Genomic DNA, 18,753 nt, shown 5'->3' on the forward strand with positions numbered 1-18,753 from the left:
TAGCTGCTTGCTCCTTAAAGGTTAGGGCATTGTGGGGTAATCGGTATATCCGTTTGCGCCACCGGTATAGAAGGTGTTTGGGTCTGCTTCATTTAAGCTCGCATCGGCTTTAAAACGCTTTAGCAGGTCCGGGTTCGCCAGGAATGGAACGCCGAAGGCAACCGCATCTACTTGCTGCTGCCCAATGGCTGTATTGGCCTCATCTCGCCCGTACCCCATATTGCCAATCAGATTGCCCTGATACAGTTCCCTTGCTGGAGTCAATACATCTCCGAGTTGCTCGCCGAGGAAGTCGGCTCGCATCAAGTGCCAGTAGGCCAAATTATATTCATTCAATTTTGATGCAAACCAGCGAGTGTGTCCCTCAGGATCGCTATCGCGCATGCTGTTGAATCCGTTTAGGGGAGAAGTTCGCAATCCAACTTTGCCGGAGCCCCAAACTTCGATAACGGCTTCCAGAACTTCAAACAGCAAGCGTGCACGATTCTCTAAAGACCCACCGTACTCGTCTGTTCTAAGGTTTGAGCCATCCCGCAAAAAACTGTCCAAGAGATAGCCGTTTGCGCCATGAACCTCAACTCCATCGAAGCCAGCATCTCTAGCATTGATTGCTCCCTGTTTAAAAGCCGCGATAATTCCTGGGATCTCCACAGTTTCAAGGGATCTTGGGGTGGTGTAAGGTTTTTTTCCGTCCGGTGTGTGAACCGTATCGTCAATAGCGATTGGGCTGGCTGCAACCGGCGTTGTGCCATTATTCAAATCGGGGTGACTGGCTCGCCCACCGTGCCAAAGTTGCAGGAATATCTTGCCGCCTCTCTCGTGAACGGCGTCAGTCACTTGTCTCCAGCCTTCGATCTGTTCCTGGGAGTAGATACCTGGCTCAGAAATAAAGGCTGAAGTTCCCTCTGCCACCATAGTTGCCTCGGCAATAATCAGGCCGGCGCCAGCCCTCTGTGCATAGTACTCAGCCATTAAAGGGGTAGGTACGTGGTTTTCAGCTCTTGCGCGGGTCAGGGGGGCCATCACCGCACGGTTGGCAAGCTTCACATCACCTAATTGAATACCTGTAAACAGATCCTGTGTCGCAGTCATCTTGTGTGCCTCAATGTTGTCACGAAAAGCAGTTGTCTATCGATGGCGCACAGACTAAGCTCACAGCTTATTGGAAACAATAAGGTTTTTGGAAATTGATTGTTCGCGATTTGGAAACTATAGACTTTCGAACTTTATCGATCTTTGTGACCACTTGCAGACTGCTGAGTCTCACCCAGTGTGCCGAGGAGCTGGGACTGCCCAAATCTACAGTGAGCAAAGCCATTTCGAAGCTGGAAGAACAACTACAAGCCAAGCTGCTGGAGCGCTCTACACGGAAAATTGAGATTACTGATGCGGGTAGGGTTACCCTTCGCCGGGCCTCTTTACTGGTGGAGGAGTTTAAATCCTTGCGCGAGGATGTGCGGGAGATAGAGCAGCAAGTACAGGGGTTGCTGCGTGTATCGGCTCCCCCGGCCATGGGGAGCTACCTGGCCCAGTATATTTTCCCTCCATTTCTCCAGCAGTGGCCGAAAGCCCAAATCTCGCTGGAGCTATCCAACACTTTTGATGACCTGTTTATTCAGGGTATAGACCTGGCAATTCGTGTCGGGCAGATCGCCGATGACCGTTTGGTGGCGAAAGAAATCGGGTATACGACTCAGGTTCTGGTAGCCAGTCCGGACTATTTAAGGGAGTACGGAATACCTGAGTCACCCCAGGAACTCAGGCAGCACAATTGTATTACAGCCGGGACTGCCCCTGAGTCTGCTTTTTGGACTCTGGTTTCCGAAAACAAAACGGAATCTATCGAAGTGCGAAGTAACTTCCATTGTGGCAATCCAGAAACGGCAAAAAGAGCTGCTGCTGGCGGGGTGGGAATAGCTCAAATTCCGGTTAACAGCATGATCTGTGAGTTGGAGAAGCAGGAGTTAATACGAATATTTCCCGAATGGCACGCGATATTTATGCCAATTTATGTAGTCTATCGGCCCGGAGTCAATAAGCCCAAGAGAGTCTCGGCAATGTTGGAGTATTTAAATGAAATTAAAGGCCGATTTGAGTTCGGTCCTGATCACCAGCTATGCCAATATGAGACCTGCCCGTTGACTACTGGGAATTTGTAGAATTTAGGTATGGGCAATTATCTGGAGGTGCCGTTCTCACTAAATAGAGACCTGATCACGGATTGAAACCTTTGAAATACAGTAGTTGCTTTAGCGGTAAGACCATAAAATCTTAGGTTTTACTATTCCCAATAGGGTGCTTTACGACATGATTTCTCATATAACATTAGGTACAAATAACTTGCCTAGGGCGGGGCTGTTTTATTGCAAGATTTTAGCCCCTATTGCTGCGGAGGAAGTTTATCGCTCTGATACAGTTATTTTCTGGCAGTTTAAAGGCTCCTCCACAAAACTTGCTGTTACTGCTCCCTATGATAAAAAGCAGGCGAGTATTGGTAACGGTACAATGTTAGCCCTTAACGTTGGCAGTATTGATAAAGTCGATAAGATTTTTTCTCTAGCGCTTGGACTTGGAGAGACATCTGAAGGTGGTCCAGGCTATAGGAATTCGGAATCTTTTTATGGGGCCTATTTTAGGGATTTGGATGGAAATAAAATAGCCGTATTTACTCGTTAGAAGGAGTTAAAGTGAGAAAATTGATAAGCTCCGGTTCATACCTTGAGAATCCCATAGGGTTTTCAAGAGCCTGTAGGATCGGGGGGCAAATCGCTATATCGGGGACCGCTCCTATATCGGAGGGCAAAACTGCCTTTATCGGTGATGTTTATGGCCAGACCAAACTCTGCTTGGATATTGCTGTCGCTGCTCTTAAGGAGGCTGGTGGACATCTGCCTGACGTTATAAGAACCCGGATTATGTTAGTTGATATAAAGCGCTGGGAAGATGCGGCCAGGGCACATGGGGAACTATTTTCAGATATTCGCCCTGCCTGTACTTTTGTGGAGGTTAAGGGGTTTATTGACTCTAATTGGTTAGTGGAGATTGAGATGGATGCCGTTGTCTCTGAAAGTTAATTTGAAAAGGGGGTAATGCCGACCTGAAATAGTAGCATTGGCAGTAAGGGGGGGCGGGGTTATTGCCTTAGTTTAAAGGCTAATAACCCCGGCAGACGTAACTTAGGGTTTATTCAAGGCAGCTCGGCTCAGCTGATGAGAAAGTGTTGCCTGACCAAAGGTTATTGTTAACGCTACATTCCTCACTCTCAAAAAGATCTTCAAGGTCGAATAAGCCGTTTCCTGTGGCAGTGTTAAAGACAATGTTATTGCCAATGGCGTTAACACCGGTAACTAATATACCGTAAGCTCCATTGTCACTACTGGTATTTTGACTGATGCCATTGTTGGATGCGGAAAATTCTAATGAAATTCCAGAAGATCCATTTTCTGTTGTTGTGTTATTTGAAACGGTGCATGAGCTTCCTTCAATTTCAATACCTGTATTGTCATTGTCTTGTACAATGTTTGAAACAAAGACAGAAAAATCTCCATCTAATTCGACCCCATCACTGTCGGACCCAGTAATAGTATTGCCGATTATTGTATTGGAAGTGCCGTCAACTTCCATACCCTCGTCACCGGATAACTCAATAATGTTTTGGGAAATAAAATTAAGGTTACCATTGATATCGATTCCATCATCTGAGTCATTCCCGTCACCAAGTGCATAATTGCCTGTGACGATATTGCTATCACTGCTTACAACAATGGCATCGTCCAGTGGAAGCAATGCATTTATGCCATATACAGTGTGCCCACCCGCCTCTAAGAGTAAAACTGCATCATTGCAACCATTTACTGTTCCGGTGGATAATTCAGCTGATGTGCCTATAAGCACGATTCCATTGCCTGCATCTGATCCTAAGCAAGTCAAGGAATGTCCATTCATATACAGACTTCCAGTTGGCCCCTGAATTGTTAAGGCAGGAGCATCCGTAAACTCACAAACTAGATCCTCGGTTAGGGTGGCGGGTTCGGTAATGACATCTCCGCAATCTACCGCATTGACCGTTAATGATAGGGAGACTCCTAAAGTAAATAGAGTCATGGAAAGGGTTTTAGGGTATTGGATAGGGTAGAACATAGGTAACTCCTTTTAACAGCTATAAGAAGTGTAGATATTAATACGGTGATATACTTTAATGAGGCAGTATTAGCTGTCTACATCTTTTATAGCGCTACGGAGTTTTTGGTGGTTTTTGGTGGTTTTTGGTGGTTTTTGGTGGTTTTTGGTGGTTTTTGCGTGCGCCTGGGGCCTGTGTGTAATTATCAGAAAATTATATAAAGCTCCTCATTTTTCTGGTTTACATAATCAAGACAGTAGGAGTTAGATATTGTGAATATATTGTTTTCTATGATTTGTTTGAAGTGAAAACTGGATTATCTACACTGAAATATAATCCGTTAATACTACCATTGGTTAGTTGAGCGCCCCTATTATCTCTATTTCTATACCGAGTTCGCTAGTGTTGTACATGGGGTTGTAGACATTAATATATAAATCTTATGCCAGAATAAGATCTGCGGACTCACTATGCTAGAACCTGATCGAAAGTGGTAGGTAGGGTTATCCGTTGTTGTCTGAGTTAATTAACATGTAGAGGATTGCGGTATATTTTCCTAGTTGATATTGTCGTGTGTTTAAGGGTGACCCTCTTTTTGAAATTAAAAGAGGGTCGTTTGTACATTTAAATTCTCAATTAATGATTTTTTTGCTGGCCATATGCTTATATGGTCTTAAATTATCAATTCAATCGAGGCAGCCCGGGTCAGAAGTGGTGAATGTATTGTTTATCCAGGTATTGCTGCTTATGCAAGCAAAGTTTTCTGGGTCATATAAGTCGTAGGTATGGCCCTTGGAGAAGTTGCCAGAAATCGTATTGTCGGTGGGCATACTGTCCGCAATATATATCCCATAAGTGCCATTATAAATAACGTTATTATTGGCAATATTATTGAATTCGCCCTGTAGTAGCTGGATTCCCGCAAAATCATTATCTGCAATCTTATTTTGCGCGATAGTGCCGTAGCTACCAGCAACTGAAATACCTTGGTAACCATTGAAGTTGGATGTGTTGTGGGTTACACGTGAAAAAATACCGCCAGCTACAATTCCATCGGTTGCACAAAAATAGACCTCGTTAAAATAAACATGATTGTAGGCTCCTGTAATTTCGATGCCAGGATTGTCAGTATTTCCAACAAAATTGTTGTTGACGAGATTGTTGTTACCCTGGATTAGGATACCTTCATCCACAACCCCACTACCTCCAGTGATTGTCATGTTGCTGACTACATTGAAATTGCTTTTGACATAAACAGCATTATTACCAGAATCAGTGATAGTGACACCTGTAACATAATGGCCACCATCACCTCCAACAGTCACAGCGTCGCCGCAACCGATTACGCTACCCCCGCTAAGCCGCGCACCACTTTCCAGTAAAATAATACCTGTGCCAAATTTATTGGTGGAACAGGTCAAACTGTAATCTCCCATTGAAAGGCTGCCAGATGGCCCTTCAATTGCTATTGCGACAGAAAATTCATCAGCAATAGTGCACACTAAATCACTATCGAGGGTGGTTGGAGTGGTTATTACGTCACCGCAGCTAACCGCCTGAGCTTGTGAGCCTGTGGCGACACCCATTGATAAAACCGCAACAGCTGCACCAAGTGGTAAAATGGATTTCTTTTGCATGAGTCTTTCCCTACTTTTAATCAGTTAAGCGAAAGTATGAATAAAATAAAAAGCTAGGTTTTCTGGGTTGATATTTGTGCCTAAAAAAGAGCGCCTGCTTTTTGTTTAAATATTGCCCAGTTTGTCTTGAGTAGATAAATATTGTTTTGAAGTTTTAATAGTGTTTTTTAATGGAGATAATTATGAAAAGTCGCATAAGTTAAGCGCGGTTGCTTGGCGTCTATAGCTTTATTTTCGAAGTGCATTGATACGTATGGCAAATATTCTGATATTTTTACCGGTTGTCGCTCATTACACTTCTCTGCAGGGGAATATTTCCGGTAGTCAAGGGTTTTATATTGAGGTGACTATTTTCAATAGAGAAAAATTTATCTAATTATAAATGGGAGCAGGTTTCCCTAAATATATTTAAATGTGTTTGTTTGTGTTTAGTTTGGGGGCGGTTTTATTGGTCGCTAATTGTCTTAAATGAAACTTGGTTTCCTGCTGGGGGCTCCTCTGATTTAAAGCATCAGTTTTAGGTGCGAGGTAATACTCTTTAGTTTTTAAAAAGGCAAACAAGGATGTGGAGCTGCAATAGCTTGTTGCCGAAGGCTTTGTTTGTGTTGGGGTTTAAGTGAGCTGCTGATGGTGATGGAAGTAAACTGACTATGACCGAGTAGGCGATATGGGCCGAATTTTTTGATTTGGTTCCTTCAGAAGGGACCATTGAATAGGAGAGGTGTGGGCAGCCTAGACCGTATGGTCAAAGCTGAAGGAAGTCGTCGTGTATTTCTTTCACTCTGCCGCAGCCTTGGCTGAGAATGGCGGTAGTATTGGCGGGCAGAGGCCAACTGGGGTTAAACTCCCGCTCTTAAAACTATTACAAAGCTCTATCCTAGAGGAGATACCGATGCGTCAAACAATGATCGCACTATCCGTGGCCGCAGCTCTTGCGGTAGTGGGCGGTTGTGGTGAAAAGACACAACAGGCTGAGGTGGTCAAAGATACCGTGAATGCCGAGAAGTCCATGGCTGTAAGTCCTGAGCACGCCAGCAACATGCTATTGGCGGAGTGGACAGGTCCTTTTGGTGGTGTTCCTGCGTTTGACAAGATGAATCTTGAAGATCTCAAGCCCGCAATTGAGAAGGGTATTGAGATGAATCTGGCAGAGCTGGACGCCATAGCCGCCGATCCTGCCAAGCCTACTTTCGCCAACACTTTCGTTCCGATGGAGCGCAGTGGTGCAGAGTTGGGTCGTGCATCTTCTTATTATGGAATCTGGGCCGGTAATATGTCCTCCCCGGAATTCCGAGAGGTTCAGCGCGAACTGGCACCTCTGTGGGCTGACTACGAGTCCAAGATTTACCAAAACAAGGCTCTCTTTAAGCGTATCCAGTCTATCTATGATCAGCGTGAATCAATGGATTTGGACGCTGAGCAGAAGCGCGTAGTCGAGTTGGTATATACCCAGTTCGCAACCAATGGCGCCACCCTTGAAGGGGAAAAGAAAGAGCGCTATGCAGAAATCAATAAGCGCTTGGCGGAACTCTATACAAAGTTCTCCAATAATGTACTGGCTGATGAGGAAGGCTATGACATCTTCCTGACTAAAGATCAGCTGGGTGGCCTGCCGGATTCCTTTGTCGCTGCTGCGGCGGCCCTGGCGGAAGAGAAGGGCGAAAAAGGTAAGTACGCTATTACCAATACCCGCTCCTCCATGGATCCCTTCCTGACTTACTCTGACAATCGCGAGCTGCGTAAGCAGATTTGGACCAATTACTACAGCCGTGGCGACAATGGTGATGAGCACGATAACAACGCTATCATCGCTGAAATCCTGAAGCTGCGCGACGAACGTGTTGGCCTGCAAGGTTTCGACAACTACGCTCAGTGGCGCCTGCGCGATCGTATGGCGAAATCGCCTGAGCGCGCCATGGAGTTGATGGAAGCGGTATGGCCGGCGGCAGTTGGTCGCGTGAAGGAAGAAGTGGCTGATATGCAGGCTGTGGCTGATGCCGAGAAAGCCAATATCACTATTGAGCCCTGGGACTACCGCTACTACGCAGAAAAAGTTCGCAAGGCCAAGTACGACCTGAACTCCGATGAAGTTAAACAGTACTTGCAGCTGGATAACCTGCGTGAAGCCATGTTCTATGTGGCTGGAGAGCTGTTCAATTTTGAGTTCACTCCAGTGAAGGAAGGCTCAGTACCGGTATTCCATGAAGATGTTAAGGTCTGGGAAGTTACCGATAAGACGAGTGGCGATCATATCGGCCTCTGGTACCTGGACCCATTTGCTCGTGCAGGTAAGCGTTCTGGAGCCTGGGCAACCATGTACCGCGATCACTCCACTTTCGATGGTAAGAAGAACGTTCTCTCTTCCAACAACTCTAACTTTATCAAGGGTGCTCCCGGTGAGCCTGTACTGGTAAGTTGGGATGATGCAGAGACTTTCTTCCACGAGTTTGGCCATGCGCTGCACTTCCTCGCGTCCAACGTTACTTATCCGACCTTAAATGGCGGTGTGCGTGACTACACCGAGTTCCAGTCTCAGCTGCTGGAGCGCTGGTTGTCTACCGATGCGGTTATCGACAATTATCTGGTGCACTACAAAACTGGTGAGCCGATTCCTGCGGATCTGGTGAAGAAGATCAAGAAGGCGGCTAAGTTCAATTCAGGTTTTGCCACTACTGAGTACCTGGCATCTGCACTGGTGGATATGAAATTCCACACTGCTGATCCTGAAGGTATCGATCCAGACAAGTTTGAACGTGAAACTTTGAAGAAGCTGGGTATGCCGGATGAACTGGTGATGCGCCACCGTTCTCCTCATTTTGGTCATATCTTCTCCGGTGAAGGCTATGCGGCCAGCTACTACGGCTACATGTGGGCCGACGTGCTGACCTCCGATGCCTCTGAGGCTTTCGCCGAGTCCAAAGGCGGCTTCTACGATAAGGAAGTAGCTGCGAGACTGGTGAAATACTTGTTCGCTCCTCGCAATGCGTTGGACCCGGCAGACGCTTACCGCTCTTTCCGTGGTCGCGATGCCAATATCGAAGCATTAATGCGCGATCGTGGCTTCCCGATCCCTGAAAAGAAAGCAAGCACGGTAGCTGTTAAGGACTAATTAGCAATAGTTCCCGTGACGAAAAAGCCGCATCCTTGGGTGCGGCTTTTTTTATTGGTTTAACTTGGTCTGTGAGTATTTCAGCTGGTTTCTGATCTCACCCTCTGTGAAGTTCTTTTACTTGTTTAGCCGCAGGCGCTAATTAACTTAGCTGGAAACATAATCACCTTGAATATATTCCCGATGTATAACTTAATAAATGGCTTTCATAATTGGAGGGTTTCTTGATAATAGTTAGTGTATAGCTGGTACTAAAATAGGGTTTGGGATACTGGGGGGATCTGATGATAAAAGTTGGCTGTGGGGGTCAAAATAAGCCATTATTTAGCTAACCCGAAACCTTAATACGGTTTTCAATTTTTCCGGTGCAACTTTTCTTGTGTCTGAAAGATAAATTTCCTTGTGTACCTTGGATAGGCGATTTAAGCCCTGATCTTTAGCAAAGGCTTCCATTTTCTCAAAGCTGATAGGCTCATCCTCAAATCTCCCTAAGTGGAGCATTTGTACACACTTCCCCTCTAAAATAGTCTCAAAGTTAACTTGATTCAGTAGTGGATTTGGTTTTTTGTTCTTAACGTAGTTAAGTATTTCCTTGAAAAAGGGTAGCTCGACAAAATCAGGCTGACGTATCATCAGCTTATAGATTAAATCTTCTTTTTTGATCTTCCCAGAATAACTCTCTTTGGCTTTTTCATTGATGTCCCAGACTCCCTCTAATGGATAGACTGTAAAATCAAAGTACCCCCTCGGCTTCTCATCCGTTTTTTTGGGAAGCATCTTGATAGCATAAGCCAAGGAATATAGAGCGTCGATACAGTTTGTGAATGCCTCCTCGGCAGGGCTGCCCTCTCCATGAATAGTAATGTAATTGAGTTTGGGGATATCGATAACTTCAGGTAGAGTTTTAGGGAGATAGAGAGATTTTTCTTTTTTTCGCCATTCATGCTTTACTGGCATAGTATTCCCTTGGTGCTTTCTAGGTCGCTTTAAGTTTACTGTTTATAAATACAGTGTTCAAGATGGGTGGTTTAATGTTGATGTTTGGCAGGTCAAGTTAGATTAGATGAAAGGAAATTTTCACTTATAACTGAATGGCGTTACGACGACTTGGAGCCCGGTGTGAAGAGTGATGATTGAAAGGCGCACGTTTATTATTTAGGGTAGTTATTACACCGCCGATAGCTTTACTACCGTCTACTTGTAAGATCTAGTAAGAGTCGCAATATGTCTTTGTGTTGGACTCCGCCTTCAATAGTGGGGCGATACTATTACTAGTAACGTGGGTAGGTTATATCGAGGTGGTAAGGTTAGCTCCGTCGCCGATCGCATATGCATCGACTTGGAGCCTAGCGCTAGTATTCAACTTGGAGAGGATTACCTTGACAGGGGAGTAAAGTGGTTTTAACTAGAGTCATCTAGATCGTCACCGGAGGGGCGGATACACGATCGACATGCTGGCCCGTTAATATTGCCCTTATGTGATTATTAGATTTGGTTGTGGATCTCTGCTGAGCTTATGCTGTGAGTATTGATCTATAAGGCAGAACTAAATTTCTACAGGTTAATTGCGCTCCGCTTCTATTTTCTGTTTGAGAACCTTGATAGGGAGGCCCGACATGCCGCCAATTTTATCACCTGCATAGGAGCCAGCTATCACCATCTTAGCGGGGTTGCCAGCCATAAATATGATTTGCCCGCTAATTTTATTTTTTCGAATGCCGGCCTCGTTTTCTATTTTTTCATTGTACACATCACCCACTTTAAAATGTAAATCGACACCATCGTCCAATTTAAGTACTTCTGAGACTATTTCCGTCAAATTGCCATTTTCTCCCTCTTTAAATTCGGTGGCAATGATTGCTGTTGCGGCTTCTATACGTTTATCAATACCCATTTTCCAAAGAGGAGCTTTTCTCTCTGCGGCGAAAGCACTCAATGGAGTAGCAGTGCCAAGGCATGCTATGCTAAATCCTAACCCAAAAAATAGTCTATTTAAGAATTTTCTTAGTGCTTGCATATTTCCTATGCTCGATAATCGTTATATGAGGTGGGTTTCCTGTAATCTCTTAATAGTCTAGATTACTAAAAGATAATCTCAGTTCTTTTCAAAATTATCAAGTTAGAATGATGGTTTAGATTGATATCATTTTAATAATTTCAGGACAATTGCGACAATTAAGCTTTCCTGTAAAAATTCAAGGTTGGGGCTTTGGCCTTGGTGAAGATGTGAGTGGGAATCTTTTTTAGAAAGTAAGAATGTACCAATTTCACTGATAAATCTTAGTCAAAAGATTTGTTGTTTTTTAGTTTTGTTGATTTTTTGTATGTCTTGTAATTTCTAATAGTAGCCTTAAGGCATCTTTGTGTTGTACCCCATCTTCAATAATGGGCTGATCGTAATTATGTAAGAAATAATCTTTAATGACGGTTTCAACCCTGAACCCATGGCGTTGGTAGAACGTTAGTTGGTAACCAAATGTACCGGTGCTCAATTCAACTCTATGAACTCCCCTGGTGATGAGCTCTGATAGAGAGAACTTTAACAGTTTTGATCCAATCCCTTGCTGTCGCATTTCAGGAGAAACTGAGATATTGAAAATCTCAGCGATTGCGGTATCAATTTCTTTTACTACGCATATACCTTCCACAACGCCAGCATCAATTGCTGCGAAACACCAGGATTCAGGTAAATAGCTGTCTATTTTCTTCTTTGAGGGATCTGCTTCGAGTAGAAGATACAAAGGTGCGTCGCTTACGGGTATTTGGATGTATTTCATAGCGCGGTCTATTTGGTTTCTATTTGAGGCATTAACCTATATGCGCTTTATCAATAAAGTTTTCTTGTAGCCACAAAAAGTAGTATAGCAATAGTGCAATACAAGGCTCTTGGTGAATTATGGGACGGTCGTTGTTTCTGCGAATACCGACTTTCGCCGGTATTCGCGGTTTGAAGTGCGGGAATAATGGAGGTTAGTGGTTGGCTACAGGGGTTTACGGTAGACCTGCTCTCCTTCAACCCAGGTCTCCAGAACCTGTACCTTCCAGATCTCCTGGGGAGCTATCGTAAAAATATCCTTATCCAGCAAAATAAAATCGGCGAACTTCCCGGCTTCAAGGTTGCCGATGACTTTCTCCTGATGGCTGGCATAGGCTGCATCCAGGGTAAAGGCGCGCAGGGCTTGCTCCAGAGTCATAGCTTCTTCTGTGCGCCAGCCTTTACTGGGGTCTCCCTGGCGGTCGCGGCGGGTAACTGCGGCGTGTAGACCGAAAAGCGGGTTTGCGGGTTCTACAGGGAAGTCGGAGCCTGCGGCGATGGAAGTGCCTTGTTCCAGCAGGGTCTGCCAAGCGTAGGCGCCGATCAGGCGCTCATTCCCCAGGCGGTCGCCGGCCATGTTCTTATCGCTGGTAGCGTGAGTGGGCTGCATAGAGGCAATCAAGTTGAGCCGGGCGAAGCGCGGAATATCTTCCATCTCAATAACCTGGGCGTGCTCCACGCGATGACGATAGCTAGCCTGGCTCTCTGCCTTGTTTAGGGTTTCCAAATGGTTCAATACGATATGGTTAGCCCTGTCGCCGATTGCATGTACGTTAACCTGGAAGTTATTGTCGGTAGCCAGCTTGAGCAAAGCCAACATTTTGTCTTCCGGGTAGAGCAGCAGCCCCTTTTCCTGAGGACGGTCGTGGTAGGGCTCCAGCAGGGCAGCGCCTCGGCTTCCCAAGGCGCCATCGGCGGAAAGTTTAATGCTGCGCATATACAGCCGGTCCGAAGGCTCTCCAATATGCCCCGCCTGAAGTAACTGGGCATAGTTGTGGCTATCTACTGAAAGCATGGGGTAAATACGCAACGGGATGGCTTTCTTATTTGCCAGGTCTCGGTAGGCGTTCAGGGTCTGTTCGCTGATACCCGCATCATGCACACTGGTTAATCCCAGTGAGAGAGCGGTGGTAAATGCATTTTGTAGACTCTTTTTCTCCTGGGCTAAAGTAGGTGCGGGTATCGCCTTGTACATCAGGCTCATGGCGTTATCGATCAGGATGCCTGTCGGGTTGCCGTTTTCATCCCGTAGAATCTCACCGCCATCTGGTGATTGGGTTTCCTTGTCGATCCCCGCTAATTGCAGGGCCCTGGAATTGGCCCAACCTGCGTGGCCATCGACCCGGCGCAACCAAATTGGCTGCTTTATTTCCAATTTATCCAGTTGTTTACGGGTTGGAAAAGCTTTGTTGGGCCAGGTAACCTGGTTCCAGCCACGGCCCGATAGCCATTCGTCGGGCCCCAGATCCCGAGCGTACTTCTTGATGGCAGAGAGTGCTTCTGCAAGGGAGTGATCGCGTAAGTCCAATTCCCTGGTGAGTTGGCCCAGGCCCAGCATATGGCCGTGGGCATCAATTAGGCCTGGGAGTAGAGTTTTACCCTGCGCATCAATTCTATCGGCTGTAGGGAATTGCTTTTCCAGCTGTTGATAGCTTCCAGTTGCCAGTACCTTACCTTGATTAAAGGCTAAAGCATCGAACGTGAGTAGTTGATCATCAGTAGTTTGGTAGCCGGAAACATTGTGAATCAGAGTGGTGGACTGAACACACAGTGAGGTGGCCATAAGTAGAGTGGCGGTAAGGGGGCGGAAAAAACGCATAGATAGCTTGCCTTATAGGGCGACTTTTGGACCTCGCCCCAACTAGTCGAATATCTTAAAATTCGAGTTATTGTTTTGCTGGATCTATGCGCAGTAAACGGCCTTTGGGGCCATCGGTCAATATGTAAAGACTGCCATCCTGGCCAACTTCTGCGTCGCGTACGCGCTCCCCAATAGGTATCCTTAGCTCGCCAATGGCAGCGCCATCTTTTATCTGAATGATCCTTAAATCTTCGCTAACTAACCCGGCGGAAATAAGCCGTCCTTTCCATTCGGGGAAGGCATTGCCGGTGTAGAAGGCCAGTCCCCCAGGGGCATGGGTATCGAGCCAGGCCAGTGCGGGCGAGGTAAATTCTGGACCCTCGATTTTGAAGGCTATATTGGAGCCATCCCGGTAGTCCCGACCAAAAGTGACCCTTGGCCAGCCATAGTTACTGCCAGCTTTGAGGCGGTTCAATTCATCGCCTCCTGCGGGGCCGTGTTCGGAGGACCAGATCTCCCCACTTTGTTGATCGATCACCAATCCTTGGGGATTGCGGTGGCCAAAGCTCCAGATTTGCGGCAGGGCATCTGCTTGGTTTTTGAATGGGTTGTCGTCGGGAATTGAACCGTCCCCATTAATACGAATAATAGAGCCGAAGTGGGTTTGTAGGTTTTGGGCCTGTTCCCGGGCAAAAATATCGAGGAATTCTTGTGGGGGATTACCGCCATCGCCAATGGTAGCCAGCAACGTTTTATCGGGTAGGAAGGCGAGCCGGGAACCGAAGTGTGCGCCGTTATTTTTACCCTGCGCGGACTTGAATATCTCTTCAAAGTTTTCCAACTTGCCGTTATTCCATTTAGCCCGACCAATGGCAAGTCGGTTGTTGTCCATATTGCCAATGGCATAACTGAAGTAGAGCATCTGGTCTTGAGGGAAGGTGGGGCTCACAGCGATATCCAGTAGGCCCCCTTGGCCAAGAAACAAGATTTCTGCTGGAAACCCGATAGGGTCCGCCAATAATTTTCCATCTTTTACAATTCTGAGTTGTCCGCTGCGCTGGGTGATAAGAAAACTTCCATCGGGCAGGCTGGTTATACCCCAAGGGTATTCAAGTGGGCCGGCGACTGAAGTAAGGGTAACCTCTTCGGCGAGCGGGATAGTGCCTCGGGAAATCAAAGGATTATTCTGGCTATTGGCAGCAGTGCTAAAAAAGATGCAGATTGTGACAACTACACTAAGGAGGTATTTCACCACATAGCCTCTATCGATTTGTCTCGGGATTGAGCATAGATAGAGTAGTCACTGGGGAATGTCCAGGCAGTACGCCAGGGTAATTGTCAGGGCGTTAAATCACTCTGTAGGGAGGTGAATAGATGTCCCGCTGGTTGATTATCGCAGGAATAATTTTAGTGTTGGTTGGGGTGCTATTGCACTTTTCCCCAGGGTTATTCAGCTGGTTCGGGCGCTTGCCGGGAGATATTCGTGTGGAGTCGGGGCGCACCCGTTTTTACTTTCCAATTGTATCGATGATTATCGTTAGTTTGGTATTGAGTTTACTGGTGAATTTATTTCGACGTTAATAAAAAACCGCCAGGGCAACTATCTCCTGGCGGTGAGAGGGAGTTTATGGAGTGTAGCGGAAGCGCATCAGCTTGTAGGGTGGCTTGGCATTACCAAGGCCAGAACTGAAAGCAGGATGCTGGTGAAGCTGATCCTGGGTGATATATACCCAGCCATTGCTAATAGCGAGGCTGTCAGGCCAAGAGAGCTGTTTGTCCTGTAACAGGATTTGGTAATTGCCCTGGGTGGTCAGTCCAATGGCGTTATTCTGCAGGTCGGTAACCAGCACGCCACCTTCCGGTGCCATTGCAATGCCATCACTGGGGTTTTTGGGGCCAAATTCTTCAACTTGTGCGGTTAGTTTACTCTCGGAAATATCGGCGTCCGCCAACTGTGCCGCAGGAAGGCGGAAGATTTTATCGCCGCTGAGGCTGCCAAAGTAGAGCCATTCTGCCTTCTCGTTCAGGGCAATGGGATTGAGACCAAAGTGCAGGCTTTTATTCGTATCACCTGCAGTTTTAGCCGCTAGCAAAACTCCGCCGATGATGAGATCCTGCTTTGGCGGCATAAATTCATTAGCGCTTTCCAGTACGCGCCGGGAGTGACCGGTTTTCAGGTCGACGACAATAATTGCCGGTTTGGTCGCGCCGTTAAAATTACCGAAAGACATATCGGCGATGTAGATTTTTTGGCGCTTTTCATCCAGGGAAAAATCCTGCGGAAATGAATTTTCCACTAATGCGGACTTGGAGATTTCAATCTGTTGGTGCAGTTTATTATTGACGCTGTCCCAGGCGACAAGTTGGGCGGGTGTATTTTCACCGCCCATATCCAAGATCCAGACGATGCCTTTGCTATCAGAGTGAATGCCAATTACTGATCCAAAGCCCACTTCACCCTGTTCAGGCCCATCCGCCCAATCTCGATTGGGAAAGGGTTGCTTGGAGCCGTTGGCCATTACCTCGAGTACTTTTAGTTTTGGCGCATCCAGTGGGTGCATGCTGACCAGTACCCGACCATTGGGGGTGACAGTGACACCGGCAGCGCGGGATTCGCTGAATTCAGTGACTGTTTGCAGGGACTCCGCTTTAGCTGCGTGAGTGACGCTGGTGGCTAAGCTGCCAACACCTGCAAGAGCCAGTGCGGCAAATAGTATTTTCGGGGACTTCATTGCGACTTCCATAAATTTTACGGTGTTTTAGTTTTTGGCTTGTTTGCGCAGCGCATCTTCCAAGGCGCTGAGCTTTTTGTTGCCGATATAAAGCTGGGACAGCGCAGACAGGGCGGCGCTGCCAATTTTCTGTTTGGCATCTTTGCGCACGATGAGCGTTGCTTCATCTTGAGTGCCGAGAAGCCCTTTGGGCTCTTTTAGTGCGCGGATGGTGTAGCGGTTGTGGAGAAATTGCGGGTGCCACAAGGGGATCACTACCCAGCGCTCCTGCGCTACGGCGTCTTCAAAACGGTTGAAGCAGTCCGCTTCTGTTCCCGGTCGGAATTCGTAACCTGCCTTATCGAGGCCATAGGAGTGGATCATTTCAGCGGAAAAGCGGCTAATACCCGCACCGGGATTAATTCCCTGGATCAGGCGATCCATACGGGTGAGAGCAGGTTCGCTGAGTAGGTCATCAACGCTGGCAATTGCTTTTTCGGGCACATAATCCGGCACACCCCAGATACAGTAGGGCTCATACAGCACGGTCACTTTTTCGACCTGGTCCAGTATGGGGTTCAGATAGACCTCGTGGCTGGAAGGCAGCCAGGCCGAAGTTAAAAGGTCGATTTCCCCGTTTTTTAGCAGCTGGAAGGCCGCCTCATGGGGGGCGGACTTGAAGCTGGTTTGGTGGCCGTGAGCCTCGAGAACCTTGGCGACTTCCCGAGCGCTGGCCTCGTGGAAAGAGAGCGCAATGTGTCCGATGCGAATACTGTTATCCATACCGAAACTCCCTAGTGTAAGTTTGTGACTGTGCAGTAGTTACTGCGATAGGGGTATTGTGGTTGCTTTGATTTACCGGATAAAATGCTATTAATAGAAATCAATATTCTGTATTTCCGATCAATGCTGATAGATAATCTCAAGTTGTTCCTGCAAATTGTTGATAAAGGTAGTCTGGTCGCCGCAGCGCGGGACTCGGGCCTATCTTCCAGCAGGGTTTCCGAGCGCCTTGCGGCACTGGAGTCGCACTTCGGTGTGGTGTTACTGAATCGAACAACCCGGGCAATTAGCCTGACAGAGGAAGGGCGCACCCTGATTGAGGGTGCTAAACAGATTCTGGGTGAAGTGGATGACCTTGAAAGCCGTATTCGATCAGGGGCGCAGACTCTGTCAGGTGGCATTCGCGTAAGTGCCCCCTGCGACTTGGGGCGTGCGATTGTGGCCCCGGAAATTGACCGCTTCTTACTGGATCACCCGACTATTTCTATTGAATTGCTGTTATCGGATGGTTATGTGGACATTGTCGGTCAGGGTATTGATATTGCCTTGCGTTTCGGCGCAATCACCGACAGTTCACTTCGGGTCAGGACCTTGAGCCAAAAGCAGCGCATCCTCTGCGCTTCTCCCAGATATTTACAAGAGCGAGGTACTCCACAAAAGCCCGGGGACCTGAAGGGTCACAACTGTCTGGTAATGCGTTTCGGTGAAAATCTGGATAACCACTGGCGCTTTCTCGGCGGCTGCGATGGATCGGGAAGTGAGCAAACTGTGGTGGTGCGCGGTGACCGGGTGACCAATGACGGGGAACTGGCTCGCCAGTGGTGCCTGAAGGGAAGTGGCATTATTTTAAAATCGGAACTGGATGTAGGGCCGGATATTCAGGCGGGCAGGCTGGTTCGCCTGTTAGAAAAGTACACTCCACCGCCAGTACCATTTCAAATGTTGTTCCCTCCAAGCCGGGCCCAGCCGCGCCGGGTGACGGTATTTGCAGACCGATTGGCCATGAAGTTTATGTCCACTTCTGCGAGGATTTAATCGCCCCTCTCAAGTTGATTGTTATCTTTATTTATTTTGAATTCAGGCCGTAAAGCTATGGCATTTTTTTATTCTTCTATAATTAGGCTTGTGACTTTCTAGTTCATTTATATCAGTGCCGGTATTAAGTTTTTTAGTGGTGGAGGCAGTTGATGATACTAGACATCATATATGCGGTAATTATTCTGTATGTGTTGATTTGCCTGGTGCTGTATTTTAAAGACAAGTCCTACTTCTACAAAAATGCGGCCATTATACAAGCCCCACCCGAAGCCTTGTTTGATTATGTGGTAGACCTACGAAATTGGGAAAGCAAATATCCGAACACTTTATTTGCGGAATACAATCTGGGGGGCGATAAGTCCACTGTAGGTAGCGTAGCGATCGAAAAATATTGGGGGATTACTGGCTACCACGCAATGAAGCATCAATTAATAAATTATGAGCGGCCCAATAAGATTTCCTGGGAGGGGAAGACGATTTACGGTGGTGCGCTGGTTCTATTATTTTTACCAATTACTAAACACATCACCGGCCATTTCAGTTACACCATTACCGAAATGAAGGGTGGGGCAAGTCACTGGGAGAGACAGTGTTATTTCAAAATGCACTCTGCGAACCCAATATATCAGCTAGTGTACTTGCTTTATATGCCGCTATTCAGGCTTGAGCTGTTAAAGGCATTGCGACTATACCAGGCGGAAGTGAAAGAAATGATGGAGAAGATTTACACGGATTAATT

Annotated in this window: 17 protein-coding genes; 7 read left to right on the plus strand and 10 right to left on the minus strand. The window is 46.9% G+C overall.

Annotated features, from left to right (window positions below):
- Positions 1–21 precede the first annotated feature (21 nt).
- The gene (locus ACJJI8_RS14680) at positions 22–1,092 is read right to left on the minus strand and encodes an alkene reductase (RefSeq protein ID WP_444932794.1); all 1,071 of its coding nucleotides are present in this window, start codon (positions 1,090–1,092) and stop codon (positions 22–24) included.
- 95 nt (positions 1,093–1,187) lie between these two features.
- Here ACJJI8_RS14680 and ACJJI8_RS14685 point away from each other — a divergent pair, with 95 nt between their 5' ends.
- The 3 genes from ACJJI8_RS14685 to ACJJI8_RS14695 all read left to right on the plus strand — a co-directional run bounded on the left by ACJJI8_RS14685 (position 1,188) and on the right by ACJJI8_RS14695 (position 3,074).
- Complete coding sequence (locus ACJJI8_RS14685) at positions 1,188–2,159, plus strand: LysR family transcriptional regulator (protein ID WP_444905700.1); 972 nt, start codon at positions 1,188–1,190, stop codon at positions 2,157–2,159.
- A 148-nt stretch (positions 2,160–2,307) separates the two neighbouring features.
- Complete coding sequence (locus tag ACJJI8_RS14690) at positions 2,308–2,676, plus strand: VOC family protein (RefSeq protein ID WP_444905699.1); 369 nt, start codon at positions 2,308–2,310, stop codon at positions 2,674–2,676.
- 11 nt (positions 2,677–2,687) lie between these two features.
- The gene (locus tag ACJJI8_RS14695) at positions 2,688–3,074 is read left to right on the plus strand and encodes a RidA family protein (protein ID WP_444916150.1); all 387 of its coding nucleotides are present in this window, start codon (positions 2,688–2,690) and stop codon (positions 3,072–3,074) included.
- A gap of 109 nt (positions 3,075–3,183) precedes the next feature.
- Here ACJJI8_RS14695 and ACJJI8_RS14700 read toward each other — a convergent pair whose 3' ends face one another.
- Positions 3,184–4,140, minus strand: coding sequence for a right-handed parallel beta-helix repeat-containing protein (locus tag ACJJI8_RS14700; protein ID WP_444932795.1), 957 nt, complete (start codon positions 4,138–4,140; stop codon positions 3,184–3,186).
- 666 nt (positions 4,141–4,806) lie between these two features.
- A complete protein-coding gene (locus ACJJI8_RS14705; protein ID WP_444932796.1) occupies positions 4,807–5,757 on the minus strand; it encodes a right-handed parallel beta-helix repeat-containing protein in 951 nt (316 codons plus the stop codon).
- An 892-nt stretch (positions 5,758–6,649) separates the two neighbouring features.
- On the opposite strand from ACJJI8_RS14705, the gene ACJJI8_RS14710 reads away from it, so the two are divergent.
- Positions 6,650–8,866 carry a M3 family metallopeptidase gene (locus ACJJI8_RS14710; protein ID WP_444932797.1) on the plus strand — a complete coding sequence of 739 codons (2,217 nt, stop codon included), beginning with the start codon at positions 6,650–6,652 and terminating at the stop codon, positions 8,864–8,866.
- 324 nt (positions 8,867–9,190) lie between these two features.
- Here ACJJI8_RS14710 and ACJJI8_RS14715 read toward each other — a convergent pair whose 3' ends face one another.
- The 5 genes from ACJJI8_RS14715 to ACJJI8_RS14735 form a co-directional block, all read right to left on the minus strand.
- On the minus strand, positions 9,191–9,823 hold the full coding sequence (locus ACJJI8_RS14715) for a GyrI-like domain-containing protein (protein WP_444932798.1): 633 nt from the start codon (positions 9,821–9,823) through the stop codon (positions 9,191–9,193).
- Positions 9,824–10,427: 604 nt separating this feature from the next.
- Positions 10,428–10,883: a hypothetical protein gene (locus ACJJI8_RS14720; protein WP_444912696.1), complete on the minus strand. Its 456-nt coding sequence runs from the start codon at positions 10,881–10,883 to the stop codon at positions 10,428–10,430.
- Positions 10,884–11,169: 286 nt separating this feature from the next.
- Complete coding sequence (locus ACJJI8_RS14725; RefSeq protein WP_413665255.1) at positions 11,170–11,643, minus strand: GNAT family N-acetyltransferase; 474 nt, start codon at positions 11,641–11,643, stop codon at positions 11,170–11,172.
- 204 nt (positions 11,644–11,847) lie between these two features.
- Positions 11,848–13,500: an amidohydrolase gene (locus tag ACJJI8_RS14730; RefSeq protein ID WP_444932799.1), complete on the minus strand. Its 1,653-nt coding sequence runs from the start codon at positions 13,498–13,500 to the stop codon at positions 11,848–11,850.
- Positions 13,501–13,567: 67 nt separating this feature from the next.
- Positions 13,568–14,734: a PQQ-dependent sugar dehydrogenase gene (locus ACJJI8_RS14735; protein ID WP_444905691.1), complete on the minus strand. Its 1,167-nt coding sequence runs from the start codon at positions 14,732–14,734 to the stop codon at positions 13,568–13,570.
- 122 nt (positions 14,735–14,856) lie between these two features.
- On the opposite strand from ACJJI8_RS14735, the gene ACJJI8_RS14740 reads away from it, so the two are divergent.
- A complete protein-coding gene (locus tag ACJJI8_RS14740; RefSeq protein WP_282933328.1) occupies positions 14,857–15,063 on the plus strand; it encodes a DUF2905 domain-containing protein in 207 nt (68 codons plus the stop codon).
- Positions 15,064–15,107: 44 nt separating this feature from the next.
- On the opposite strand, the gene ACJJI8_RS14745 is transcribed toward ACJJI8_RS14740, so the two are convergent.
- Both ACJJI8_RS14745 and ACJJI8_RS14750 read right to left on the minus strand, forming a co-directional pair.
- Positions 15,108–16,214, minus strand: coding sequence for an L-dopachrome tautomerase-related protein (locus ACJJI8_RS14745; RefSeq protein ID WP_444932800.1), 1,107 nt, complete (start codon positions 16,212–16,214; stop codon positions 15,108–15,110).
- 27 nt (positions 16,215–16,241) lie between these two features.
- Positions 16,242–16,976, minus strand: a complete 735-nt coding sequence (locus ACJJI8_RS14750) for a glycine betaine ABC transporter substrate-binding protein (RefSeq protein WP_444932801.1) — start codon at positions 16,974–16,976, stop codon at positions 16,242–16,244.
- A gap of 84 nt (positions 16,977–17,060) precedes the next feature.
- Here ACJJI8_RS14750 and ACJJI8_RS14755 point away from each other — a divergent pair, with 84 nt between their 5' ends.
- Together ACJJI8_RS14755 and ACJJI8_RS14760 are read left to right on the plus strand one after the other, a co-directional pair.
- A complete protein-coding gene (locus ACJJI8_RS14755; RefSeq protein WP_444932802.1) occupies positions 17,061–18,011 on the plus strand; it encodes a LysR family transcriptional regulator in 951 nt (316 codons plus the stop codon).
- A gap of 152 nt (positions 18,012–18,163) precedes the next feature.
- The gene (locus ACJJI8_RS14760; protein ID WP_444932803.1) at positions 18,164–18,751 is read left to right on the plus strand and encodes an SRPBCC family protein; all 588 of its coding nucleotides are present in this window, start codon (positions 18,164–18,166) and stop codon (positions 18,749–18,751) included.
- Positions 18,752–18,753 lie beyond the last annotated feature (2 nt).

It is taken from the genome of Microbulbifer maximicatervae (SeqCode), from assembly GCF_052467695.1.